Raw genomic sequence first — 17651 nt, 5'->3', positions numbered from 1 at the left:
CTTATGGCGGACCGACCGGCGCCCGGGGGTGTCTCTGCCCCGGAACCAGGCTTCCCTGAAAGAGCTATCAGGCGGAGGTGATAATTATAAATTCTATTAATTACTGTATGTGATAATAAAAATTTATACCAAGCCGCGCCTTGCCCCGAAGGGGCAAATACCGCCCGCCCCCAATCCCGTGACCGATCCAGATGACCTAAGTGTTTCAGGAGGTCCGGATGATCCGGGTCCTATTGGGCGCATTCCATATGGCGCGATACATTGCCGGAGGCCGAGGACAGACAGGTCGGATCCGGCACATCGACCCCCACCGTCTCGAGATAATGTTCAATCGCCCCCAGAGCGATTTCGCCATGCAGGATCGGGCGCAGCTCCGCCAGCGGGTCTTCGGGGGTGCCGATCTTGCGCTTCAGCCGCTCGATCTCGGCCTGATCCCCAATCATCGCCGCCGCCGCCAGAAGCACGATCTCATATTCCGGCTGTTTCTGGCCCGCGTAATGGTGCCGCGCCATATCGACCAGACGGGCGTTCTTGTGGACCAGCCCGGAGACCATGAGCGGAAAATAGAGATAGGGCGCGGGATCGGCGCTCAGACGCACCGCCGTCTGCGCGGCCTCGCGCGCCTCGTTGAGCAGATCCGCCGACAGGTAGGCATAGGCCAGAACCCCGTGTGCGGTCGGGTTCGCCGGGTTCAGCTCGACAGCGGTTTGCAGGCTGCGGATCGCCTGCTCGGTTTCGCCACGCACATTGCGCATCGCTCCCAAGAGGATGAAGCTCGCATCCAGAGACGGGTAGAGATCTGCCAAAGTCTCGGCATAGCGCATCGCCTCATCTGCCGTGGACAGCATCTCCTTCGGCAAGCCGGAGACATCCATGAAATGGAATTCCGGCACGGAATGCATCATCAGCGTGCCCAAAGCCGCCTGCGCCGCAGGATCATCGTCGAATTCTCCCTCGAACCGCTCGAAACAACGATAGGCGGCTTCGAACTCCGCCGGGTCGTAATCCGTCAGAAAGACGTCGGTGAGCACGACGCAGCGAAACACACCGAGCCGTTCCTGATCCGGGCGACCGGGGCTCCGGGCAAACATTTCCTGATTGAGCGCGCTGAGGAGACCGCCCTGCGCGGTCAGGTTGCCGGTCACGATCTGCGAGATCTTACGCAGCGCGGCATCGTAATCGCCGTCCTGGTCATCGCGGGTGATCCGCGTTTTCATCAACACCGCACCGCTTGCGGCATCCGAGAACACAAGCGCCAGATCGACCGACCCTTCCAGACTCAGGATCGACCCGCGCAGCAGGTAATCGGCGCCGGCGGCCTCCTCTTTCAGATCGGCGGAAAGGATGTGCACCCGCGCCCGGCCGAACCGCTGGAAATCCCCGGCGATCTGCCGCGGAATACTTTTTTCGAACACGTCATTGGCCGGGTCCTTGGTCAGGTTGGTGAAAGGTGCGATCGCCACGATCGGATACCCGGACGGGGTCCGGGTCTGCGCGGTCTCCGGCACCGGCGACGATCGCATCCAGAACACGGTTGCGATCAGGGCAATCGCGGCGATCGACAGCAGGCCGAGCGCGGCAAACAGCGCGCGTCGAACCAGACGCCCTGTGGCCGGGCCCTTACCAGCCCCCTTGCCCGCCGGATCGTCTTCTCCGCTCGCAATCTGTGTCCCGGCCTCATCGGTCGCTCCACCAGCCTCCCCGGCCCCTCGATCGGTCGTCACCGCCGCCACCTCCAGAGCCGGCTCGGAGCCCTCCGGGGGCGCCACGGCCATCTGCTCCGTGGCGACGGCCTGTCCGGTTGCCCCCCCAGGACCGGTGAGCGAGAGCATATAGGAGCCGCGCGGCAGGGCGATCTGTGAGGACCGTTCGGGATGGGCGCTGTAAAAGCTCGCGATCGCCTCGCGCAGGCGCCGCATCCGCACCCGTACGATCGGGTCAACGGAAGGATCGAAACTCTCCGTACGCCCCAACAGATCCTGTGCAATCGAATATTCGCTGATCGCGTCGCCCCGCCCGGCCAGATCCTCATCCGCCAAATATTTCAGGAGCGAGCGATTGGCTTTGGAGCGTTGAAAGGCCGGACTTTCAAGAAGTGCTTCGACTTCTTGCTGCATCCTCGCAGTCCGTTCCGCGCCAATCAACATGGACGCCCCCCTCACGCATCAGTAATTGCTGACCTCGCGACTGTAACATGTTTCATTTGCAAAAAAAGAAGAGCGTGCAAAAACAGCAGCTCAGAGGCGGAAATCGCAATAAAATTGCGCAAATTTCGCACATAACGCTGAGATACCCTCACCTGTTACCAGATGTTACATGACCATGGCCGAACGTGTCGCGCGAAACATCGCGTGATACGGCGCCATGAAACCCTTTGTTTCTGCCCTTCGAAATTCCGGCTTGTAAACAGCAGGCAGAAAAGGAGCAGACCATGTCCATCTCATCTCGTCCCACGTCAGATTTCTCGCTCGCGCGAGATTCAAAGCGCTTTGATGTCGCGCGCCACATAATGCACCCCGCCACGACGCCTTCCAATGCGCCGCATGCCAGCGCACATCGCCCGCTTCCGCGGGACACCTCTTCCGACGGCAGTTTTGCCGATGCGGCGGAACATGAGGCAGAGACCGCGCCCGGCGCGACGGCCTCGAAAATGCGCAAACCCATATCGGAATACGATATCTTGTTGCTGAGCCGGGTTTCGCCGGAAGAAAGCCTTGCACGGCGCGCCGCAGAAGGGTTGAATCCGCGTATTGCAACCTGCACGGAGGAGCTCTGCGCCCATCTGGAAACCGAACGGTTCAAGCTTGTCGTGGTGGAATGCGAACAAGGGGACACCGACATGGTGCGTCTTGCGCTTGAAACCCATCGTCAACTGCCGTCTGATGACAGAACGGCCCTGATTGCCTTTGTCCCGACGCCGGAAGGAGGGCTGGACTTGCTGCGCTACACACCCGATGCCACCGCTTTCGCCTTTCTCGCTGCGCAGGAACATCAACTGCGGGCACATTTCCTGAAACTCCTCAACGCCTGAGCCTGCGGCTCGGGTTCACCCACGAATGTCTCCCCCAAGGATTTCTCACTCAAGGATTTCTCATGGCACACGACGGATCGGATCAAACGGGCCCCCGCGACAAAGCGCTCTCCGCCCTGCGGCACGGCCGGAAGCGGCGGGTCGAGATTGCCCTCCCTGCGGAGGTCTGTTCGCTGGCCTTCACCCGCGACATGCCGGTTCAACCGGTCCCCGGCAACATCCCGAGCGCGCCCTTTACGGAGGCCCGGAACGGCAAGACCGCAGGGCGCAAGATCCGCAGAACGCCACAGGCCGGAGAGAATCGGCAGACGCACCAGCCCCTGCCCGCGCTTTCGGCACAGGAACACAAGACGATCCAGAACCTGCTGGACGCCTGTACCGATCTTGAGCGTCAGGGGGAAAATCAGATGTCGCAATTGGTCGACCGGATCGGCATGACCATGATGCGCTCCTATCTCGACCGCGCCCGCGACGGCCGAGGCGCGCCCTCCAACGGGTAAACTCACGCGGATAGGCTCACACGGGTAAATTCACACAGGTCTCAGACATGAAAGCCCCGACCCGAGGCTGCGCAGGAAGGGACGATCCGCGCAGCCCCCTGGCCGGGGCTTTTCCTGTTTATCCTTTTCCTGTCTCGCCCTGTTTCCTGTCTCGCCCTATATTCGGCGCCCAGTGGTCCGCAGCCTGTGTTCGGCGGCCTCTGGCCCCGATCCGAGCAAAGGGGCGATCAGTTCGGGATCACCTCCTGGCGCGGGCGCGGTGTGCTGGCCGTTTCGGCGGGCAGCACCGGCGTCGTGATCTCGGGCATGCTGCCGGTGAGCGCGCCCAGAAAGGCCACGATCTGATCGGTATCTTCCTCCGAGAGCGCCTCGCCGAGCTGGCTTTCGGCCATGATCTTCACCGCCACATTCAGATCCCAGACCTTGCCGGAATGGAAATAGGGGGCGGTGAGAGCGATATTGCGCAGCGGCCCGGCACGGAAGACATATTCGTCATCCACGGTCGCGGTCACGGCAAACCGGCCCATATCGCCTTCCGGCAGGATGTCGGAGCCCGGTTTTTCGATCAGGCCGAAGGGATAATAGCCCTCTCCCCCGACATTGACGCCGGAATGACAGGCCACGCAGCCCTTGTCCATGAACAGCGCAAGCCCGGCCAGTTCGTCGGAGGACATCGCATTGTCATCGCCATTGAGCCAGGCGTCAAACGGCGCCGGCGTCAGCAAGGTGGCTTCGAAGGCTTCGATCGCCTTGGCCATATTGTCGAAGCTGACCGGGTCGCCCTCTTCCGGGAAGGCCGCGGTGAACCAGTCGACATATTGCCCCATGGAATTCAGCGTCGCGACGACATTCTCCGGCGTATTGGCCATCTCGACACCGGCCTGAATCGGCCCTTTGGCCTGGGCTTTCAGATCCGCGGCACGCCCGTCCCAGAACTGCGCCTCGTTGAACACTGCATTGAACACGGTCGGCGAGTTCCGCGGACCTTTCTGCCAGCCATGGCCGACCGAGGTTTCCATATTGTCATCCCCGCCGGTGGTCAGGTTGTGGCAAGAATAGCAGGAGAACACGCCGGAGGCCGACAGGCGCGGATCGAAGAACAACGCCTTGCCGAGGTCGATCTTCTCCTCGGTGATCGGATTGTCGGCCACGGCCGGAACCGTGGAAGGCAGCGGTCTGAAATACTCTAGCGCGGTCTCGCGCAGCTCGCTGGCCGAAGCCCCCACGCCCATGGCCCCGAGGCTCATGGCTGTCGCGCTGGTCAAAAATAGAAAGCGGGCAAATTTCATCTGTCTCTCCCTGGCATCGATGATGCTGTTGAAATGTCGCGCGCACCCCCGACCCTAGGACAGCACCGCGGACAGGCTATGATTTAGATCAATTCTAATTCTAAGCCTTTTCTTGATCAGCAGAGTCTTGCCAAGCCCCCGGCCAAACGCGTAAGCCCAAAGACAAACTTGTCCGACCGGGGCCGCACGCTTGTTCCTCTATCGCTTTCTCCTGACCTGTCTGAGCCCGCTCTTCGCGCTTGTCCTGCTGCGCCAGATCCTGCGCGGGCGCGAGCGCCTGTCGGATCTTGCACAACGGTTCGGCGCAGACCTTCTCAAACGCCCCCCCTCTGCTGCTCCGGTGCTCTGGGTGCACGGGGCCTCGAATGGCGAGTTGACGGCCGCCCGCGGCATGATCGAAGAGGCGCTCCGCCGTGCCCCCGGGATCGAAGTGCTGGTCACCGTCAACACCGTCTCGGCCCGGCGCATGGTGCGCAAATGGAAGCTGCCCCGGCTCACCGTGCGGCTGGCGCCGATGGATCTCCGCCCGGTGCTGACGCGTTTCATCGACACGATGCGGCCGGCGGTTCTGGTCTCGCTCGAGAACGAGATCTGGCCCAACCGGTTCACGCTTCTGGCCAAGCGCGGCATCCCGGTCGTCGTGGCCGGCGCACGGATGTCGGAAAAGACCGCTGGTCGCTGGGAAAAACTGAGCCCCCTCTTCGGCGGCGTGACCCGGCGCACGATCACGGCCATCAGCCATCTCGCGGCACAGGACATGGCCTCGGAACAGCGCCTGTTGCAGCTCGGCCTGCCCGCAGAGGTGCTGTTGCCGCGGATGAACCTTAAGAGCACCGTGGAGATCGATGAGACACCTTCGGCCGAGTTTGACGCGCTGGTGCCGCAGTTCGCGCGCGAGACGACCTGGCTTGCCGCCTCGACCCATGCCGGTGAAGAACGGCTGATCTGCGATGCCTTTCAGGCGCTGCGGCGGCAGAACCTCTCGGCCCGGTTGATCCTCGCTCCACGTCACCCGGCCCGGGCGGATTCCGTGATCACCGAACTGAAACAGGCCGGGCTCACCTTTGCCCAGCGTTCGAAGGGCGAGGCACCCGGCTCCGCGCCGGTCTATCTGGCCGACACGCTGGGCGAAATGGCACTGTGGTATCGTCTGGCCGGGATCTCCTTCATCGGTGGCTCGCTGGTCGAACGCGGAGGCCATACCCCCTATGAGCCGGTGCAATTCGACACCGCGATCCTGCACGGGCCGCATGTCTCCAACCACCATGCCGCCTATCGCGCCCTCGACGAGGCCGAAGCCGCGCGGCTGCTCACCGATGCCGACGGGCTGAGCGCCGCGGTCGCCGGGCTGATGGCCGATCCGAAAGCCGCTGCGGAAATGGCGCAACGCGCCCATGCCGCGCTGGCGCCGCTGCGCGAAGACCAGATGCGTCAGGAAGCCTTCTGGGCGGCGCTGGCGGATCTGCCGAAATTACAGGCGCTGGCCTGAGCCTTCGCGACCGGGATCAGTCCCTGAACGTCGAATTTTCTTTCCAGCTGTCACATAGCTTTGATACGGATCATTCAGTCTGATGCGATCATCGGGTTTGGGAGGAGCCGGAAATCGGTCGGACGCAGGAGGGTCAGGACACGTGTCATTGCTGAGAACCAGACAGCACCCGGTCAAACTCGGACCCGGCACCAAAACCGGTGTCCGGACGCAGTTCGGCGCGCTGGTCTGGCGCTGGCGCAAGGACAAGCTGCAAGTTCTCCTGATCAAATCGCGCCGCCGCAAACGCTGGATCATCCCCAAGGGCTGGCCGATGGACGGTCAGACGCCGGTTCAGGCTGCGGCCACCGAGGCCTGGGAAGAGGCCGGCATCAAAGGCCGTCCCGCCCCGATCTGCATCGGGCTCTATTCCTATCTGAAATATCCGCGCGACGGCGATCTGCCGATGCCCTGCGTCGTCGCGGTGTTTCCCCTGAAAGCCCGCTGGGTCTTTGACGAATACCCCGAAGCCGCCGAGCGCAAACGCAAATGGGTCTCCGCCAAGAAGGCCTCGAACATGGTCGATGAACCGGAACTAGCCCAGATCATCCGCCATTTCGACCCGCGGGCCTATCGTCTCTGACCCCATTCCGTGATTTGCAAAGGATTCCGAGCGAGGCTATGCTGTGCCTCTGCACATTTGGAACACCCTCTCGATGATCCGCTACATGCTCAAATGCTCCGAGGAGCACCAATTCGAAAGCTGGTTTCGCTCCGCCGAGGCCTTCGAGAGCCTCAAGGCCTCGGGCCAGGTAAGCTGTCCGGTCTGCGGCTCGTCCGAGGTGCAAAAGGCAATGATGGCGCCCCGCGTCAGCACCGCCCGCAACCGCGCCGAAGGCACGGGGGCATCCGTCGAACAGCAGCATCAACATGCCTCGGAACATCACGGGGCGCCCCAGCCGCCGGATCTTCCGAAACCCGAGCACGGTCTCCCGATGACCGCGCCGGTCCCCAGCGCCAAAGAGGTCGAACAGGCGGTGGCAAAGCTGCGCGCCGAGGTCGAGGCCAACTCGGATTACGTCGGCGTCGAATTTGCCAAGGAAGCGCGCAGGATCCACGAAGGCGAGACCCCCGCACGTTCGATCTATGGCGAGGCCAAGATCGACGAGGCCAAGGCCCTGCTGGAAGAGGGCGTACCGCTCCTGCCCCTGCCCTTCACACCGAAGCGGAAGATGAACTGAGCCAAATAAGCGCCACACACGTCCCACGGCTTCGCGCCTGTGGCTGATGTCAGGCGTTGAAGGCGGGGGTGCGTTGTTCGAAAGCCCCATCCGTTCGCGCACATCGGGGTTTCACAGACGGGCGCCCTGCCGCGCTTGACCTGCAGACCGCTTTCCCACGACCATGCGCACAAACATGTTCTCCGGGAGACCACATGATGCCCACAGCTCTGATCACCGGTGCCTCGCGTGGCATTGGCGCCGCCATGTCCGTTGCCTTGACGACCCGAGGCTATGAGGTGATCGGCACCTCGACCAGCGGAAGCGACACCCTCCATGCGCTCGATGTCAAAGATCCGGCGGCGATCAAGGAGCTGGCGGAGAAACTGTCCGACACGCCGATCGATCTGCTGATCTGCAATGCCGGACTTTATCTCGACAGGGGGCAGTCGCTCGAGAGCGATTATCCGGCAGACATGTGGGCCGAGGAACTCGCGGTCAATGTCACCGGCGTGTTCCTGACCATTCAGGCCTTTCTGCCGGCGCTCCGAGCCGCGCAAAATGCCAAGATTGCGATCATCTCCTCGCAAATGGCCTCGCATACCCGTGCCCCGGGTGGCAGCTATATCTACCGCGCCTCGAAAGCCGCCGCGCTCAATCTCGGGCGCAACCTCGCCACGGATCTGAAACCCGAGGGCATCGCCGTCGGCATCTACCACCCCGGCTGGGTCAGGACCGACATGGGCGGGAGCGCCGCCGATATCACGCCGGAACAGGCGGCAGGCGGGCTCTGCGACCGTTTCGAGGGGCTGTCGCCCGCCACCACCGGCTGTTTCGAGACCTGGGACGGAAAACCCCACGCCTATTGAGCGAAAAACACCGTCAAATCCCTTTGGAAAGCCCGCGCACCCTTGCGCTTTGGGCCCAAGCCTCTTAGGAAGCCGGAACCAATCTGTTGACGGGGGAACAGGGCAAAAGATGCCAATTCTCGTGATGAAATTCGGCGGCACATCCGTCGCCACGCTCGACCGCATCCGTCGCGCCGCCAAGCGCGTCGGCCGCGAGGTTGCCAATGGCTATGATGTGATCGTCATCGTCTCCGCCATGTCCGGCGAGACCAACAAGCTCGTGGGCTATGTCTCCGAGACCTCGCCGATGTATGACGCGCGCGAATATGACGCCGTTGTTTCGTCGGGCGAGAACGTGACGGCCGGGCTGATGGCGCTCACATTGCAGGAAATGGACGTGCCGGCGCGCAGCTGGCAGGGCTGGCAAGTGCCCTTGAAGACCAATTCCGCCCATGGCGCCGCCCGGATCGAAGAGATCCCGACCGACAATCTCATGACCAAATTCGGCGAAGGCATGAAAGTGGCCGTGGTCGCGGGTTTTCAGGGCATCAGCCATGAGGGCCGGATCACCACGCTGGGCCGCGGTGGCTCCGACACCACCGCCGTCGCCTTTGCCGCCGCTTTTGGCGCCGAGCGTTGCGACATCTACACCGATGTGGACGGGGTCTATACCACCGACCCGCGCGTCGAGAGCAAGGCCCGCAAGATGGAGAAAGTCTCCTTCGAGGAAATGCTCGAACTGGCCTCTCTGGGCGCCAAGGTGCTGCAGACCCGATCTGTGGAACTGGCCATGCGTTTCGGCGTGAAACTGCGCGTGCTTTCGTCTTTCGAGGAATATGACCCCAATGCCGGCACCCTGATCTGTGCCGAGGAGGAAATCGTGGAAAACAAACCTGTTTCGGGCATCGCCGCCTCCCGCGAAGAAGCCAAGATGACCCTGGTCTCGATCGCGGACCGTCCCGGCATCGCCGCCAGCATCTTTGGCCCTCTGGCCGAGGCCGGTGTCAATGTCGACATGATCATTCAGAACATCTCGGAAGAGGGTCGCACCGACATGACCTTCTCCTGTCCGGTGGATCAGGTGAACCGCGCCAAGGCGGCGCTCGAAGAGGCCAAGAGCGCAGGCAAGTTCAACTTTGAAGAGCTGATCTCCGACACCGATGTGGCGAAGATCTCGCTGGTCGGCATCGGCATGCGCTCGCAATCGGGTGTCGCCGCCAAGATGTTCCAGGTGCTCTCCGACGAGGGCATCAACATCAAGGTCATCGCCACCTCCGAAATCAAGATTTCCGTGCTGGTGGATCGCAAATACACCGAATTGGCCGTGCAGGCGCTGCATGACGCATTCGAGCTCGACAAAGCCTGATCGAGACAGCCGCCGGGCTCCGGCCCCGACAAATCTGCAAACCCCGGTCCTCGCGGATCGGGGTTTTCTTTTGCCCGGCCTCTTCGCATATCCGAGAGATGATTTAACGGAAGGAATTTGAACCATGATCCTCTGGCAGCGTTTCGAAGGCGGCGTTATATTTTTTGCGACATCGATCGCGCTGTGGCAGATCGGTCTGCCATTGCCGCTCTGGGCAGCGGCGCTGCTGTTCTTCACACCCGACCTGTCCTTTGCCGCCTATGGGGCCGGCCCGCGTGTCGGGGCCGTCGTCTACAACCTCCTGCATCTCTATGCCTTCGGAGCCTTGGTCGCCCTGATCGGCTGGCTCACCGCCGCGCCTGTCGCGCTCTGTCTCGGGCTGTTGTGGATTGCGCATGCCGGTTTCGACCGGGTGCTGGGATATGGGCTGAAGTCCTCGGAAGGCTTCGGCGTGACCCATTTGGGACGGATCGGGCGCAAGCCTGCCTGAGCCGCCTCAGCGGGTATCTTTCTGCACCTGCACAATCAAGCCACGGATTTTTCTGCACTTTTTCCACGCAAATATCGGCTCATGACACAGCCGATGGTTGATTTTCTCTGGGCAAACCCCACATCGGTGCTCTAAAGCGTTGCATAAGAGAAGACGCAAACAACGCCAGCAAGGCGCGTGATCAGGACCGGCGGGGACATGCCACAGCATTTGGAGAGCGAAAGCCGGAAGCTTCTGGGCCGGCTCAGGGACACTCTGGCCGAGGACAGTGCCGGCCAGACCCGTCTGGATCGCATCACCCATCTGATCGCCGACAGCATGCACACCGAAGTGTGCTCGATCTACCTGTTCCGCGACGAGGAAACCCTCGAGCTTTGCGCCACCGAAGGTCTCAAGTCAGAAGCCGTGCACCAGACTAGGATGCGGATCGGCGAAGGCCTCGTTGGCCGTGTGGCGCGCACCCGCTCCATGGTCAATACCGCCGATGCGCCCTCCGAGCGCGGTTTTCGCTACATGCCGGAAACCGGCGAAGAGATCTTTTCCAGCTTTCTGGGCCTGCCGATCCAGCGGCTGGGCGAGATCCTCGGCGTCCTGGTCGTGCAATCGAAAGAGGCCCGCGCCTTTACCGGTGACGAGGTCTATGCGCTCGAAGTGGTCGCCATGGTGCTGGCCGAGATGACCGAGCTGGGCGCTTTCGTCGGCGACGATGGCGGCATTCCGGCCCTGCATCAGCACCCGGTGATGTTCCGCGGCGCCACCGGTCAGGAGGGCGTCGCCGAGGGTCATGTCTACCTGCACGAGCCGCGCGTGGTGATCACCAACCCGGTGGCGGACGATCCGGAGGCCGAAACCGTCCGGCTGCGGGACGCGGTCGATCACCTGCGGATCTCGGTGGATGACATGCTGGCCAATGTCGAACCCTCCGAGAAAGACCAGCGCGAGGTTCTGGAAGCCTACCGGATGTTCGCCAATTCGCGCGGCTGGATGCGCCGGATGGAAGAGGATATCGCGAGCGGTCTCTCGGCCGAGGCGGCGGTGGAAAAGGAACAGGGCGCAGCGCGCTCGCGCCTCGCCACCGTGCCCGATCCCTATATGCGCGAGCGGCTGCACGATCTCGACGACCTGTCGAACCGGCTGCTGCGCATCCTCACCGGTCAGGGCAAGGAAACCGGCGCGGCGATGCCCGAGAATCCCATTCTTGTCGCCCGCAATATCGGTCCCGGCGAATTGTTGGACTATGGCAAGGATCTCAAGGGCATCGTGCTTGAACAAGGTTCGGTCGGCTCGCATGCCGCCGTGGTGGCGCGCGCCTGGGCGATCCCTCTGGTGATCCATGCCGAGGGCATCACCACCGAGGCGCTCAATGGCAATGCCATTCTGGTCGATGGCGATCAGGGGGTCGTGCATCTGCGCCCCGAGGACACGGTCGCCACGGCGTTTCGCGACAAGATCGCGATGCAGGCCGAGGCCCAGAAACGCTTTGCCGGTCTCGTCGGCCTGCCCGCGACGACGCAATGCGGCCGACGCATCGCCCTGCATATGAACGCCGGTCTGATGGCCGACCTGCCCTCGCTGGCCACCTCGGGCGCCGAGGGCGTCGGGCTGTTCCGCACCGAGCTGCAATTCCTCATTCGCAACAAGGTGCCGCGCCGGGGCGAGCTGGCCTCGCTCTATGCCCGGGTGATGGATGCGGCGCGCGGCAAGCGCGTGGTGTTCCGCACCCTCGACATCGGGTCCGACAAGGTGCTGCCCTATATGAAGCCGCAGGACGAACCGAACCCGGCGATGGGCTGGCGCGCGATCCGCGTCGGGCTCGACAAGCGCGGGGTGATGCGGATGCAGTTGCAGGCGCTCATCCGCGCCGCTGCGGGCCGTCCGCTGACCGTGATGTTCCCCTTCGTGGCCCAGTTCGACGAATTCCGCGAAGCCCGGGAGATGATCGAGGACGTGATGGAGAGCGAACGCAAGCTCGGCCATGTCGTGCCTTCCAAGCTGGAAGTCGGCGCCATGCTCGAGACCCCGTCACTGGCCTTTGCCCCCGACCTGTTTTTCGAGCAGACCGATTTCATCTCGATCGGCGGCAATGATCTCAAACAGTTCTTCTTTGCGGCCGACCGGGAAAACGAGCGCGTGCGCCGTCGCTACGACACGCTCAATTATTCCTTCCTGAGTTTCATCCGCCAGATCGTCACCCGCTGCGATCAATTCGACACGCCGGTGTCGTTTTGCGGCGAGGATGCCGGGCGCCCGCTCGAGGCCGTGGCGCTCGCGGCCATGGGGGTGCGAACCCTGTCGATGCGGCCCGCGTCGATCGGACCAGTCAAGGCATTGTTGCGGCGGCTGAATCTGGATGAGGTGGCCAAGGTCATCGACAGTGCGGCCAACGACGGCGCGCAATCGGTGCGCGGCGAACTGTCGACTTACCTTGCCAGCCAGGGCTACATTGCCTGATCGACGAGCCCGCTAGCGCTGCATTTCCTGACGCAGCATCTCTCTGAGCTGCTCGAAGCCGAGATCGCTGTCCTCGGCCATGCGCATCATCGCGAAACTGACATGGGCCATGTCCTGATAATAGGCGGTATAGGCGTAATTCGTCGCCGCCCCGGCAAAGGCCCCCAGAACCGGCACGGTCTGCGCCGCGAGTTTCTGACCGAGCACCACCGAGAGCCGTGGCGCCACCTTGGCGATGATCGAATTCAGCGTTGCCCCGGTGACCGTCGTCCGGGCGGCGAGAAAGCCGAGATCGGCGCCGTCATCGTCGGCCAGCGGCCCGGCAGCGGCAAAGACCTGGATACAGGCCTTGCGCACGTCTTCGCGTTCGGGATCGAAACCGTGATCTTCCGCGACGCTCTGAATGGCGTGCAAGAGCACGGTGGTGGTGACCGGCAGTTCCGCCAGCGCCGTGGGCAGCCCCCCTGCCCCACCGACCGCACCCAGCCCCGAGGTCACCGCCCGCGACAGCCATGTGCCGCCCCGGACCGTCCGGCGCCCGCGCGCCGCGCCGTCAAAGGCCAGTTCCAAAGCCGAGAGCGTCGCGCTCTCCAATTGCCCCCGCACCGGGCCGGGCAGCTTGCCGAACAAGCCGTCGGCGGTGCCGCCCACCATGTTCAAAAGCTGCATGCCGGGATGATTGGCGCGCTTGAGGCGCCGTGCCAGCGCCCGGATCGCCGCGGGCGTCGGGGCCTGAAGAATGGCATTGGTGCCATCCTCAAGAGGGGGCAAGGGTCTGGTCATGAGGCATATGTGGGGGCTTGAGGGTGATCGGACAAGGTGACGGATCTTCGGGACAGGGGGTGTGGGGGCGGTCCGGCGCACGCCCGGGCCACTTCGCGGCGCTTCCGGGCAAGTATGCGACGTTGCGGACGCGCCAGAGGGCTCTGAACCACCACATGCTCCACACCTCTCTCCATAGCTCCCCAGACGTAAAACGCCCTGACCGGGGGGGGTGGTCAGGGCGCGATATGATCACTCACATGTGGCACAAACAGCGTCCCTCTCCGGGGGACGTAGCGACACTTAGCTAAGGATCCTTTCGAAAGGGGTCATGCCCCTTCGAATTCGCAAAGCGCGTGGATTTCATATCCGAGCGCATCGAGCTTGGCGCGGCCACCCAGCTCCGGCAAGTCGATGATGAAGGCACAGCCGACAATCTCGCCGCCCAGACGCTCCACCAGCTTGATGCCCGCCTCCGCCGTGCCGCCGGTCGCCAGCAGGTCGTCGACCACGAGGATCTTTTCGCCCGGCTGGATCGCATCATCATGGATCTCGACCACCGCCTCGCCATATTCGAGCTGGTAATCCTCGGAGATCACCGCGCCCGGCAGCTTGCCCTTTTTGCGGATCGGCACGAAGCCAATGGACAGCTGATGCGCGATGGCGCCGCCGATGATGAAGCCACGGGCCTCGAGCCCCACCACCTTGTCGATGCGCTGCCCGACATAGGGATCGAGGAGCTGATCGATCGCCAGCCGCATGCCGCGCGGATCGGCAAATAACGTGGTGACATCGCGGAACATGATCCCCTCATGCGGGAAATCGACGATGGTGCGGATATAGTCTTTGACGGTTTTCATAGGTCTTTCCTTGAGGATTTTCCGGTCTCAGGCACGGCGCAGCGTGGCGGTCACGGCGCTCATGCCGAGAAGCGCGATACCACCCGCCCGCGTCATGTTGCGCAACACCCGCGGACGCTGGATGCGCTGGCGCATCCGATTGGCAAGGAGCGCATAGGCCAGGGCATTGAGGGTGGCGAGGGTGACGAAGGTTGAGATCAGCACAGTGAACTGAGGGGCGATGGGAGTGCCCGGCGTGATGAACTGTGGCACGAAGGCAATGAAGAAGCCGATGGATTTCGGGTTCAGCGCAGTGACGGCGGCGGCATGTGTGAAAACCTGTTTCGAGCTGACATGGCCCATCTGTTCGACAGTGCCGAGAGAGGCGTGGGGGGCGGATTTCAGCATCTTGACCCCGAGGTAGAAGAGATAGACGGCGCCGACCCACTTGAGTGCGGTGAACGCTGTGGCAGAGGCCATCACCAGCGCACCGAGCCCCAGAAGAGAGGCGGTCATGGCGATGAAATCGCCCAGGGCGACACCGAACGCTGTGGCGACGGCGACGCGTTTGCCTTGGGTCAGTGCGTAGGAAAGCACCAGGAGGATCGTCGGGCCGGGGATCATCAGCAAAGCGGTGGAGGCGGCGACAAAGGCCAGCCAAAGTTCGAAGGGCATCGGATTATCCTTTCAGAACACGACCCGCGACGGTCGAGAGCTTTTCGATCAGCGCCGCATCGCGTTTGTCGGGCGCGGTCATGATGGCGTATTCCAAGGCTCTGTCACAGCCATGTTCACAGGGGGCATAAGCGGCTTCCAACAGCCCGGGCAGCGCCGCGACCAGAGATTTCGCATGGGCCGTATTGGCCTTCAGCGTCGCGATGATATCGGTGATCTGCACCGCGCCGTGATCCGGGTGCCAGCTGTCGTAATCGGTGACCATGGCAATCGAGGCGTAACAAATCTCCGCCTCGCGGGCGAGTTTCGCCTCCGGCATATTGGTCATGCCGATAACATCGCAGCCCCAGCTTTCGCGATACATCTTGCTCTCGGCAATCGACGAGAATTGCGGGCCTTCCATGGCCAGATAGGTGCCGCCCTTATGCACGGTCACCCCGGTCTGACGCGCCGCCTCATAGGCCAGCCCCGAGAGCCGCTCGCAGACCGGGTGGGCGACCGAAACATGGGCGACGCAGCCGGTGCCGAAGAAACTCTTTTCGCGCGCAAAAGTCCGGTCGATGAACTGATCGACGATGACGAAATCCCCCGGGGCCATTTCCTCGCGGAAACTTCCGACGGCAGAGACGGAGACGAGATCGGTGACCCCCGTCTGTTTCATCGCATCGATATTGGCGCGGTAATTGACGGTCGAAGGCGACTGCACATGGCCGCGGCCGTGGCGCGGCAGAAAGACCATTTTGACGCCGTCGAGCGTCCCTGTGAGCAAAGCGTCCGACGGATCGCCCCAGGGCGTCGTCACCTCTTGCCATGTGGCATCTGCCAGCCCGTCGATCTCATAGACCCCCGATCCGCCCATCACGCCAATGACCCGCTGTTGTTCCGCCATGTTCTGCCTCATTCTCTGATTTGCCCGCGCCGACTTTGCGGCGCTGTGGCATGTGGTGCAAGGGGCAATACGCTGCGGCAGCGTCGCGGCCTGTTGCGTCATCGCAACTGACCTTTTTCTGATCATCTCCTTTCACCTTTCGCCATTTGGGCATTCAGGCTATGAGGGGCCAAACGCATTTCCTGACATCTGGGAGTTCCCCGTGATCCAATCCGCACTCGCGTCCTTCGCGAAGAACATGTCTATTTCGTCATCCTCCTCCTATCCGCTGACACCGAAGCAGGCAAAGACGGATCTTTTATCGGGGCTGACCGTGGCACTGGCGCTGGTGCCCGAGGCGGTGGCTTTCGCTTTCGTCGCAGGCGTCAACCCGCTGGTCGGTCTCTATGCCGCGTTCATCATGGGCTTGGTCACCGCTTTGATCGGCGGTCGTCCGGGGATGATTTCCGGCGCCACGGGCGCAATTGCCGTGGTACTGGTGAGCCTCGTCGCGGAACATGGCGTCGAATATCTCTTCGCCACCGTGGTGCTCATGGGCGTGTTGCAGATCCTCGCGGGGATTTTTCGCTTGGGCAAATTCATCCGGCTGGTGCCGCATCCGGTGATGCTCGGCTTCGTCAACGGCTTGGCGATCGTGATCTTTCTCGCTCAGATGACGCAGTTCAAAGTGCCGGGCGCCGATGGCACTCAGACCTGGATGGCCGGCGGCCAGCTTGTGATGATGCTGGGCCTCGTCGCACTCACCATGGTCGTGGTGCATTTCCTGCCCAAGGTGACCAATATCATCCCGGCACCCTTGGCCGGCATTCTGGTCACGGCGGGCGTGGTGCTGGCCTTTAATATCGATGTGCCTCGCGTCGGCGACATGGCGGCGATCAAGGGCGGCTTGCCGCAGTTCCATATCCCGATGGTGCCGATGTTCGAGAGCACGGATCAGTTCATGGCGGTGCTGACGATCATCTTCCCCTATGCGCTGATCGCGGCCTCTGTCGGCCTGATCGAGAGCCTTTTGACCCTCAACCTCGTGGGCGAGATCAAGGGCGAACGCGGTGGCGTCTCGCAGGAATGCATCGCCCAGGGCACGGCCAATGTGATCACCGGTTTCTTCGGTGGCATGGGCGGCTGCGCGATGATCGGCCAGTCGATGATCAACGTGAAATCCGGCGGCCGCACCCGTCTGGCGGGGATTTCTGCCGCGATCTTCCTTCTCCTGTTCATCGTCGTCGCCTCGCCGCTCATCGAACAGATCCCGCTCGCCGCGCTCGTTGGCGTGATGTTCATGGTGGTGATCGGCACCTTTGCCTGGAATTCGTTCAACGTCATGCGCAAGGTGCCGCGGGTCGATGCTTTCGTCATCGTGCTGGTGACCGTGGTGACCGTGTTCGAGGACTTGGCGGTGGCCGTGGTCGTCGGTGTGATCGTCTCGGCGCTGGCCTATGCCTGGCAGAACGCCTCGCGCATCCACGCGAAGAGCTACGAAAGCCCGGAAGGCGCCAAGGTCTATCAGGTGCAAGGCCCGCTGTTCTTCGGCTCGGCCGAAGGCTTTCTGGAACTCTTCGATCCGGCCAATGACCCGTCGATGGTGATCGTCGATTTCGCCGACAGCCGTGTCGCCGATCAGTCGGCTTTGAACGCGATCGAGAGCCTCGCCGCGAAATACGAGGCGCAGGGCAAGGAAATCCAGCTGCGTCATCTCAGCCACGACTGTCATGCGCTGTTGAAAAACGCCGGTCACCTGATGGTCGACAGTGACGATGACCCGGATTACCAGATCGCCACCGATTACGGCGTGCGCACCGGGGTGCTCGGCGCCGGGCATTGAG

At 62.7% G+C, this 17651-nt stretch carries 16 protein-coding genes; 10 read left to right on the top strand and 6 right to left on the bottom strand.

Annotation, left to right across the window (positions count from 1 at the left end):
- Positions 1 to 230 precede the first annotated feature (230 nt).
- On the bottom strand, positions 231 to 2117 hold the full coding sequence (locus tag BM151_RS14075; RefSeq protein ID WP_090061360.1) for a tetratricopeptide repeat protein: 1887 nt from the start codon (positions 2115 to 2117) through the stop codon (positions 231 to 233).
- Positions 2118 to 2374: 257 nt separating this feature from the next.
- Between BM151_RS14075 and BM151_RS14070 the strand changes: the two genes are divergently transcribed.
- Both BM151_RS14070 and BM151_RS14065 read left to right on the top strand, forming a co-directional pair.
- On the top strand, positions 2375 to 3031 hold the full coding sequence (locus BM151_RS14070; RefSeq protein ID WP_143093107.1) for a hypothetical protein: 657 nt from the start codon (positions 2375 to 2377) through the stop codon (positions 3029 to 3031).
- A gap of 62 nt (positions 3032 to 3093) precedes the next feature.
- Positions 3094 to 3531 (top strand): hypothetical protein, encoded by a 438-nt coding sequence (locus BM151_RS14065; RefSeq protein ID WP_090061358.1) that lies wholly within the window; start codon positions 3094 to 3096, stop codon positions 3529 to 3531.
- Between the two features lie 227 nt (positions 3532 to 3758).
- Here the strand turns inward: BM151_RS14065 and BM151_RS14060 are convergent, their stop codons facing one another.
- Positions 3759 to 4778: a cytochrome-c peroxidase gene (locus BM151_RS14060; protein ID WP_090061460.1), complete on the bottom strand. Its 1020-nt coding sequence runs from the start codon at positions 4776 to 4778 to the stop codon at positions 3759 to 3761.
- A gap of 232 nt (positions 4779 to 5010) precedes the next feature.
- Between BM151_RS14060 and BM151_RS14055 the strand changes: the two genes are divergently transcribed.
- The 7 genes from BM151_RS14055 (at position 5011) to ptsP (ending at position 12663) form a co-directional block, all read left to right on the top strand.
- Entirely contained in the window at positions 5011 to 6309 is a 1299-nt protein-coding gene (locus BM151_RS14055; protein ID WP_090061357.1) for a 3-deoxy-D-manno-octulosonic acid transferase, read from the top strand.
- A 142-nt stretch (positions 6310 to 6451) separates the two neighbouring features.
- On the top strand, positions 6452 to 6931 hold the full coding sequence (locus BM151_RS14050; protein WP_090061356.1) for an NUDIX hydrolase: 480 nt from the start codon (positions 6452 to 6454) through the stop codon (positions 6929 to 6931).
- A 73-nt stretch (positions 6932 to 7004) separates the two neighbouring features.
- On the top strand, positions 7005 to 7529 hold the full coding sequence (locus tag BM151_RS14045; protein ID WP_090061355.1) for a DUF1178 family protein: 525 nt from the start codon (positions 7005 to 7007) through the stop codon (positions 7527 to 7529).
- A gap of 194 nt (positions 7530 to 7723) precedes the next feature.
- On the top strand, positions 7724 to 8377 hold the full coding sequence (locus tag BM151_RS14040; RefSeq protein WP_245781216.1) for an SDR family oxidoreductase: 654 nt from the start codon (positions 7724 to 7726) through the stop codon (positions 8375 to 8377).
- 109 nt (positions 8378 to 8486) lie between these two features.
- Positions 8487 to 9722, top strand: coding sequence for an aspartate kinase (locus BM151_RS14035; protein WP_090061354.1), 1236 nt, complete (start codon positions 8487 to 8489; stop codon positions 9720 to 9722).
- Positions 9723 to 9846: 124 nt separating this feature from the next.
- Positions 9847 to 10212, top strand: coding sequence for a DUF4260 domain-containing protein (locus BM151_RS14030; RefSeq protein ID WP_090061353.1), 366 nt, complete (start codon positions 9847 to 9849; stop codon positions 10210 to 10212).
- A 198-nt stretch (positions 10213 to 10410) separates the two neighbouring features.
- Complete coding sequence (gene ptsP / locus BM151_RS14025; protein ID WP_090061352.1) at positions 10411 to 12663, top strand: phosphoenolpyruvate--protein phosphotransferase; 2253 nt, start codon at positions 10411 to 10413, stop codon at positions 12661 to 12663.
- Positions 12664 to 12675: 12 nt separating this feature from the next.
- Here the strand turns inward: ptsP and BM151_RS14020 are convergent, their stop codons facing one another.
- From BM151_RS14020 to BM151_RS14005, 4 genes are all read right to left on the bottom strand, one after another.
- On the bottom strand, positions 12676 to 13446 hold the full coding sequence (locus BM151_RS14020) for an EcsC family protein (RefSeq protein WP_090061351.1): 771 nt from the start codon (positions 13444 to 13446) through the stop codon (positions 12676 to 12678).
- A 308-nt stretch (positions 13447 to 13754) separates the two neighbouring features.
- The gene (locus tag BM151_RS14015) at positions 13755 to 14285 is read right to left on the bottom strand and encodes an adenine phosphoribosyltransferase (protein WP_090061350.1); all 531 of its coding nucleotides are present in this window, start codon (positions 14283 to 14285) and stop codon (positions 13755 to 13757) included.
- A gap of 27 nt (positions 14286 to 14312) precedes the next feature.
- Positions 14313 to 14939, bottom strand: a complete 627-nt coding sequence (locus tag BM151_RS14010; protein ID WP_090061349.1) for a LysE family translocator — start codon at positions 14937 to 14939, stop codon at positions 14313 to 14315.
- Between the two features lie 4 nt (positions 14940 to 14943).
- Positions 14944 to 15828: an S-methyl-5'-thioadenosine phosphorylase gene (locus BM151_RS14005; RefSeq protein ID WP_090061348.1), complete on the bottom strand. Its 885-nt coding sequence runs from the start codon at positions 15826 to 15828 to the stop codon at positions 14944 to 14946.
- A 238-nt stretch (positions 15829 to 16066) separates the two neighbouring features.
- Between BM151_RS14005 and BM151_RS14000 the strand changes: the two genes are divergently transcribed.
- Complete coding sequence (locus tag BM151_RS14000; protein WP_218151371.1) at positions 16067 to 17650, top strand: SulP family inorganic anion transporter; 1584 nt, start codon at positions 16067 to 16069, stop codon at positions 17648 to 17650.
- Position 17651: the final 1 nt, after the last annotated feature.

The organism is Celeribacter neptunius (genome assembly GCF_900113955.1).
Lineage (GTDB): Bacteria > Pseudomonadota > Alphaproteobacteria > Rhodobacterales > Rhodobacteraceae > Celeribacter > Celeribacter neptunius.
Note: the sequence above shows the minus strand (reverse complement) of the source record. Positions and strands in the feature narration are given on the sequence as shown.

What these genes read in the sequence shown, in the direction of transcription:
- BM151_RS14075 (WP_090061360.1), bottom strand. Translation starts at nt 2,117, where the DNA reads ATGCAGCAAGAAGTCGAAGCACTTCTTGAAAGTCCGGCCTTTCAACGC.
- BM151_RS14065 (WP_090061358.1), top strand. Translation starts at nt 3,094, where the DNA reads ATGGCACACGACGGATCGGATCAAACGGGCCCCCGCGACAAAGCGCTC.
- BM151_RS14060 (WP_090061460.1), bottom strand. Translation starts at nt 4,778, where the DNA reads ATGAGCCTCGGGGCCATGGGCGTGGGGGCTTCGGCCAGCGAGCTGCGC.
- BM151_RS14045 (WP_090061355.1), top strand. Translation starts at nt 7,005, where the DNA reads ATGATCCGCTACATGCTCAAATGCTCCGAGGAGCACCAATTCGAAAGC.
- BM151_RS14040 (WP_245781216.1), top strand. Translation starts at nt 7,724, where the DNA reads ATGATGCCCACAGCTCTGATCACCGGTGCCTCGCGTGGCATTGGCGCC.
- BM151_RS14035 (WP_090061354.1), top strand. Translation starts at nt 8,487, where the DNA reads ATGCCAATTCTCGTGATGAAATTCGGCGGCACATCCGTCGCCACGCTC.
- BM151_RS14030 (WP_090061353.1), top strand. Translation starts at nt 9,847, where the DNA reads ATGATCCTCTGGCAGCGTTTCGAAGGCGGCGTTATATTTTTTGCGACA.
- ptsP (WP_090061352.1), top strand. Translation starts at nt 10,411, where the DNA reads ATGCCACAGCATTTGGAGAGCGAAAGCCGGAAGCTTCTGGGCCGGCTC.
- BM151_RS14020 (WP_090061351.1), bottom strand. Translation starts at nt 13,446, where the DNA reads ATGACCAGACCCTTGCCCCCTCTTGAGGATGGCACCAATGCCATTCTT.
- BM151_RS14015 (WP_090061350.1), bottom strand. Translation starts at nt 14,285, where the DNA reads ATGAAAACCGTCAAAGACTATATCCGCACCATCGTCGATTTCCCGCAT.
- BM151_RS14010 (WP_090061349.1), bottom strand. Translation starts at nt 14,939, where the DNA reads ATGCCCTTCGAACTTTGGCTGGCCTTTGTCGCCGCCTCCACCGCTTTG.
- BM151_RS14005 (WP_090061348.1), bottom strand. Translation starts at nt 15,828, where the DNA reads ATGGCGGAACAACAGCGGGTCATTGGCGTGATGGGCGGATCGGGGGTC.
- BM151_RS14000 (WP_218151371.1), top strand. Translation starts at nt 16,067, where the DNA reads ATGTCTATTTCGTCATCCTCCTCCTATCCGCTGACACCGAAGCAGGCA.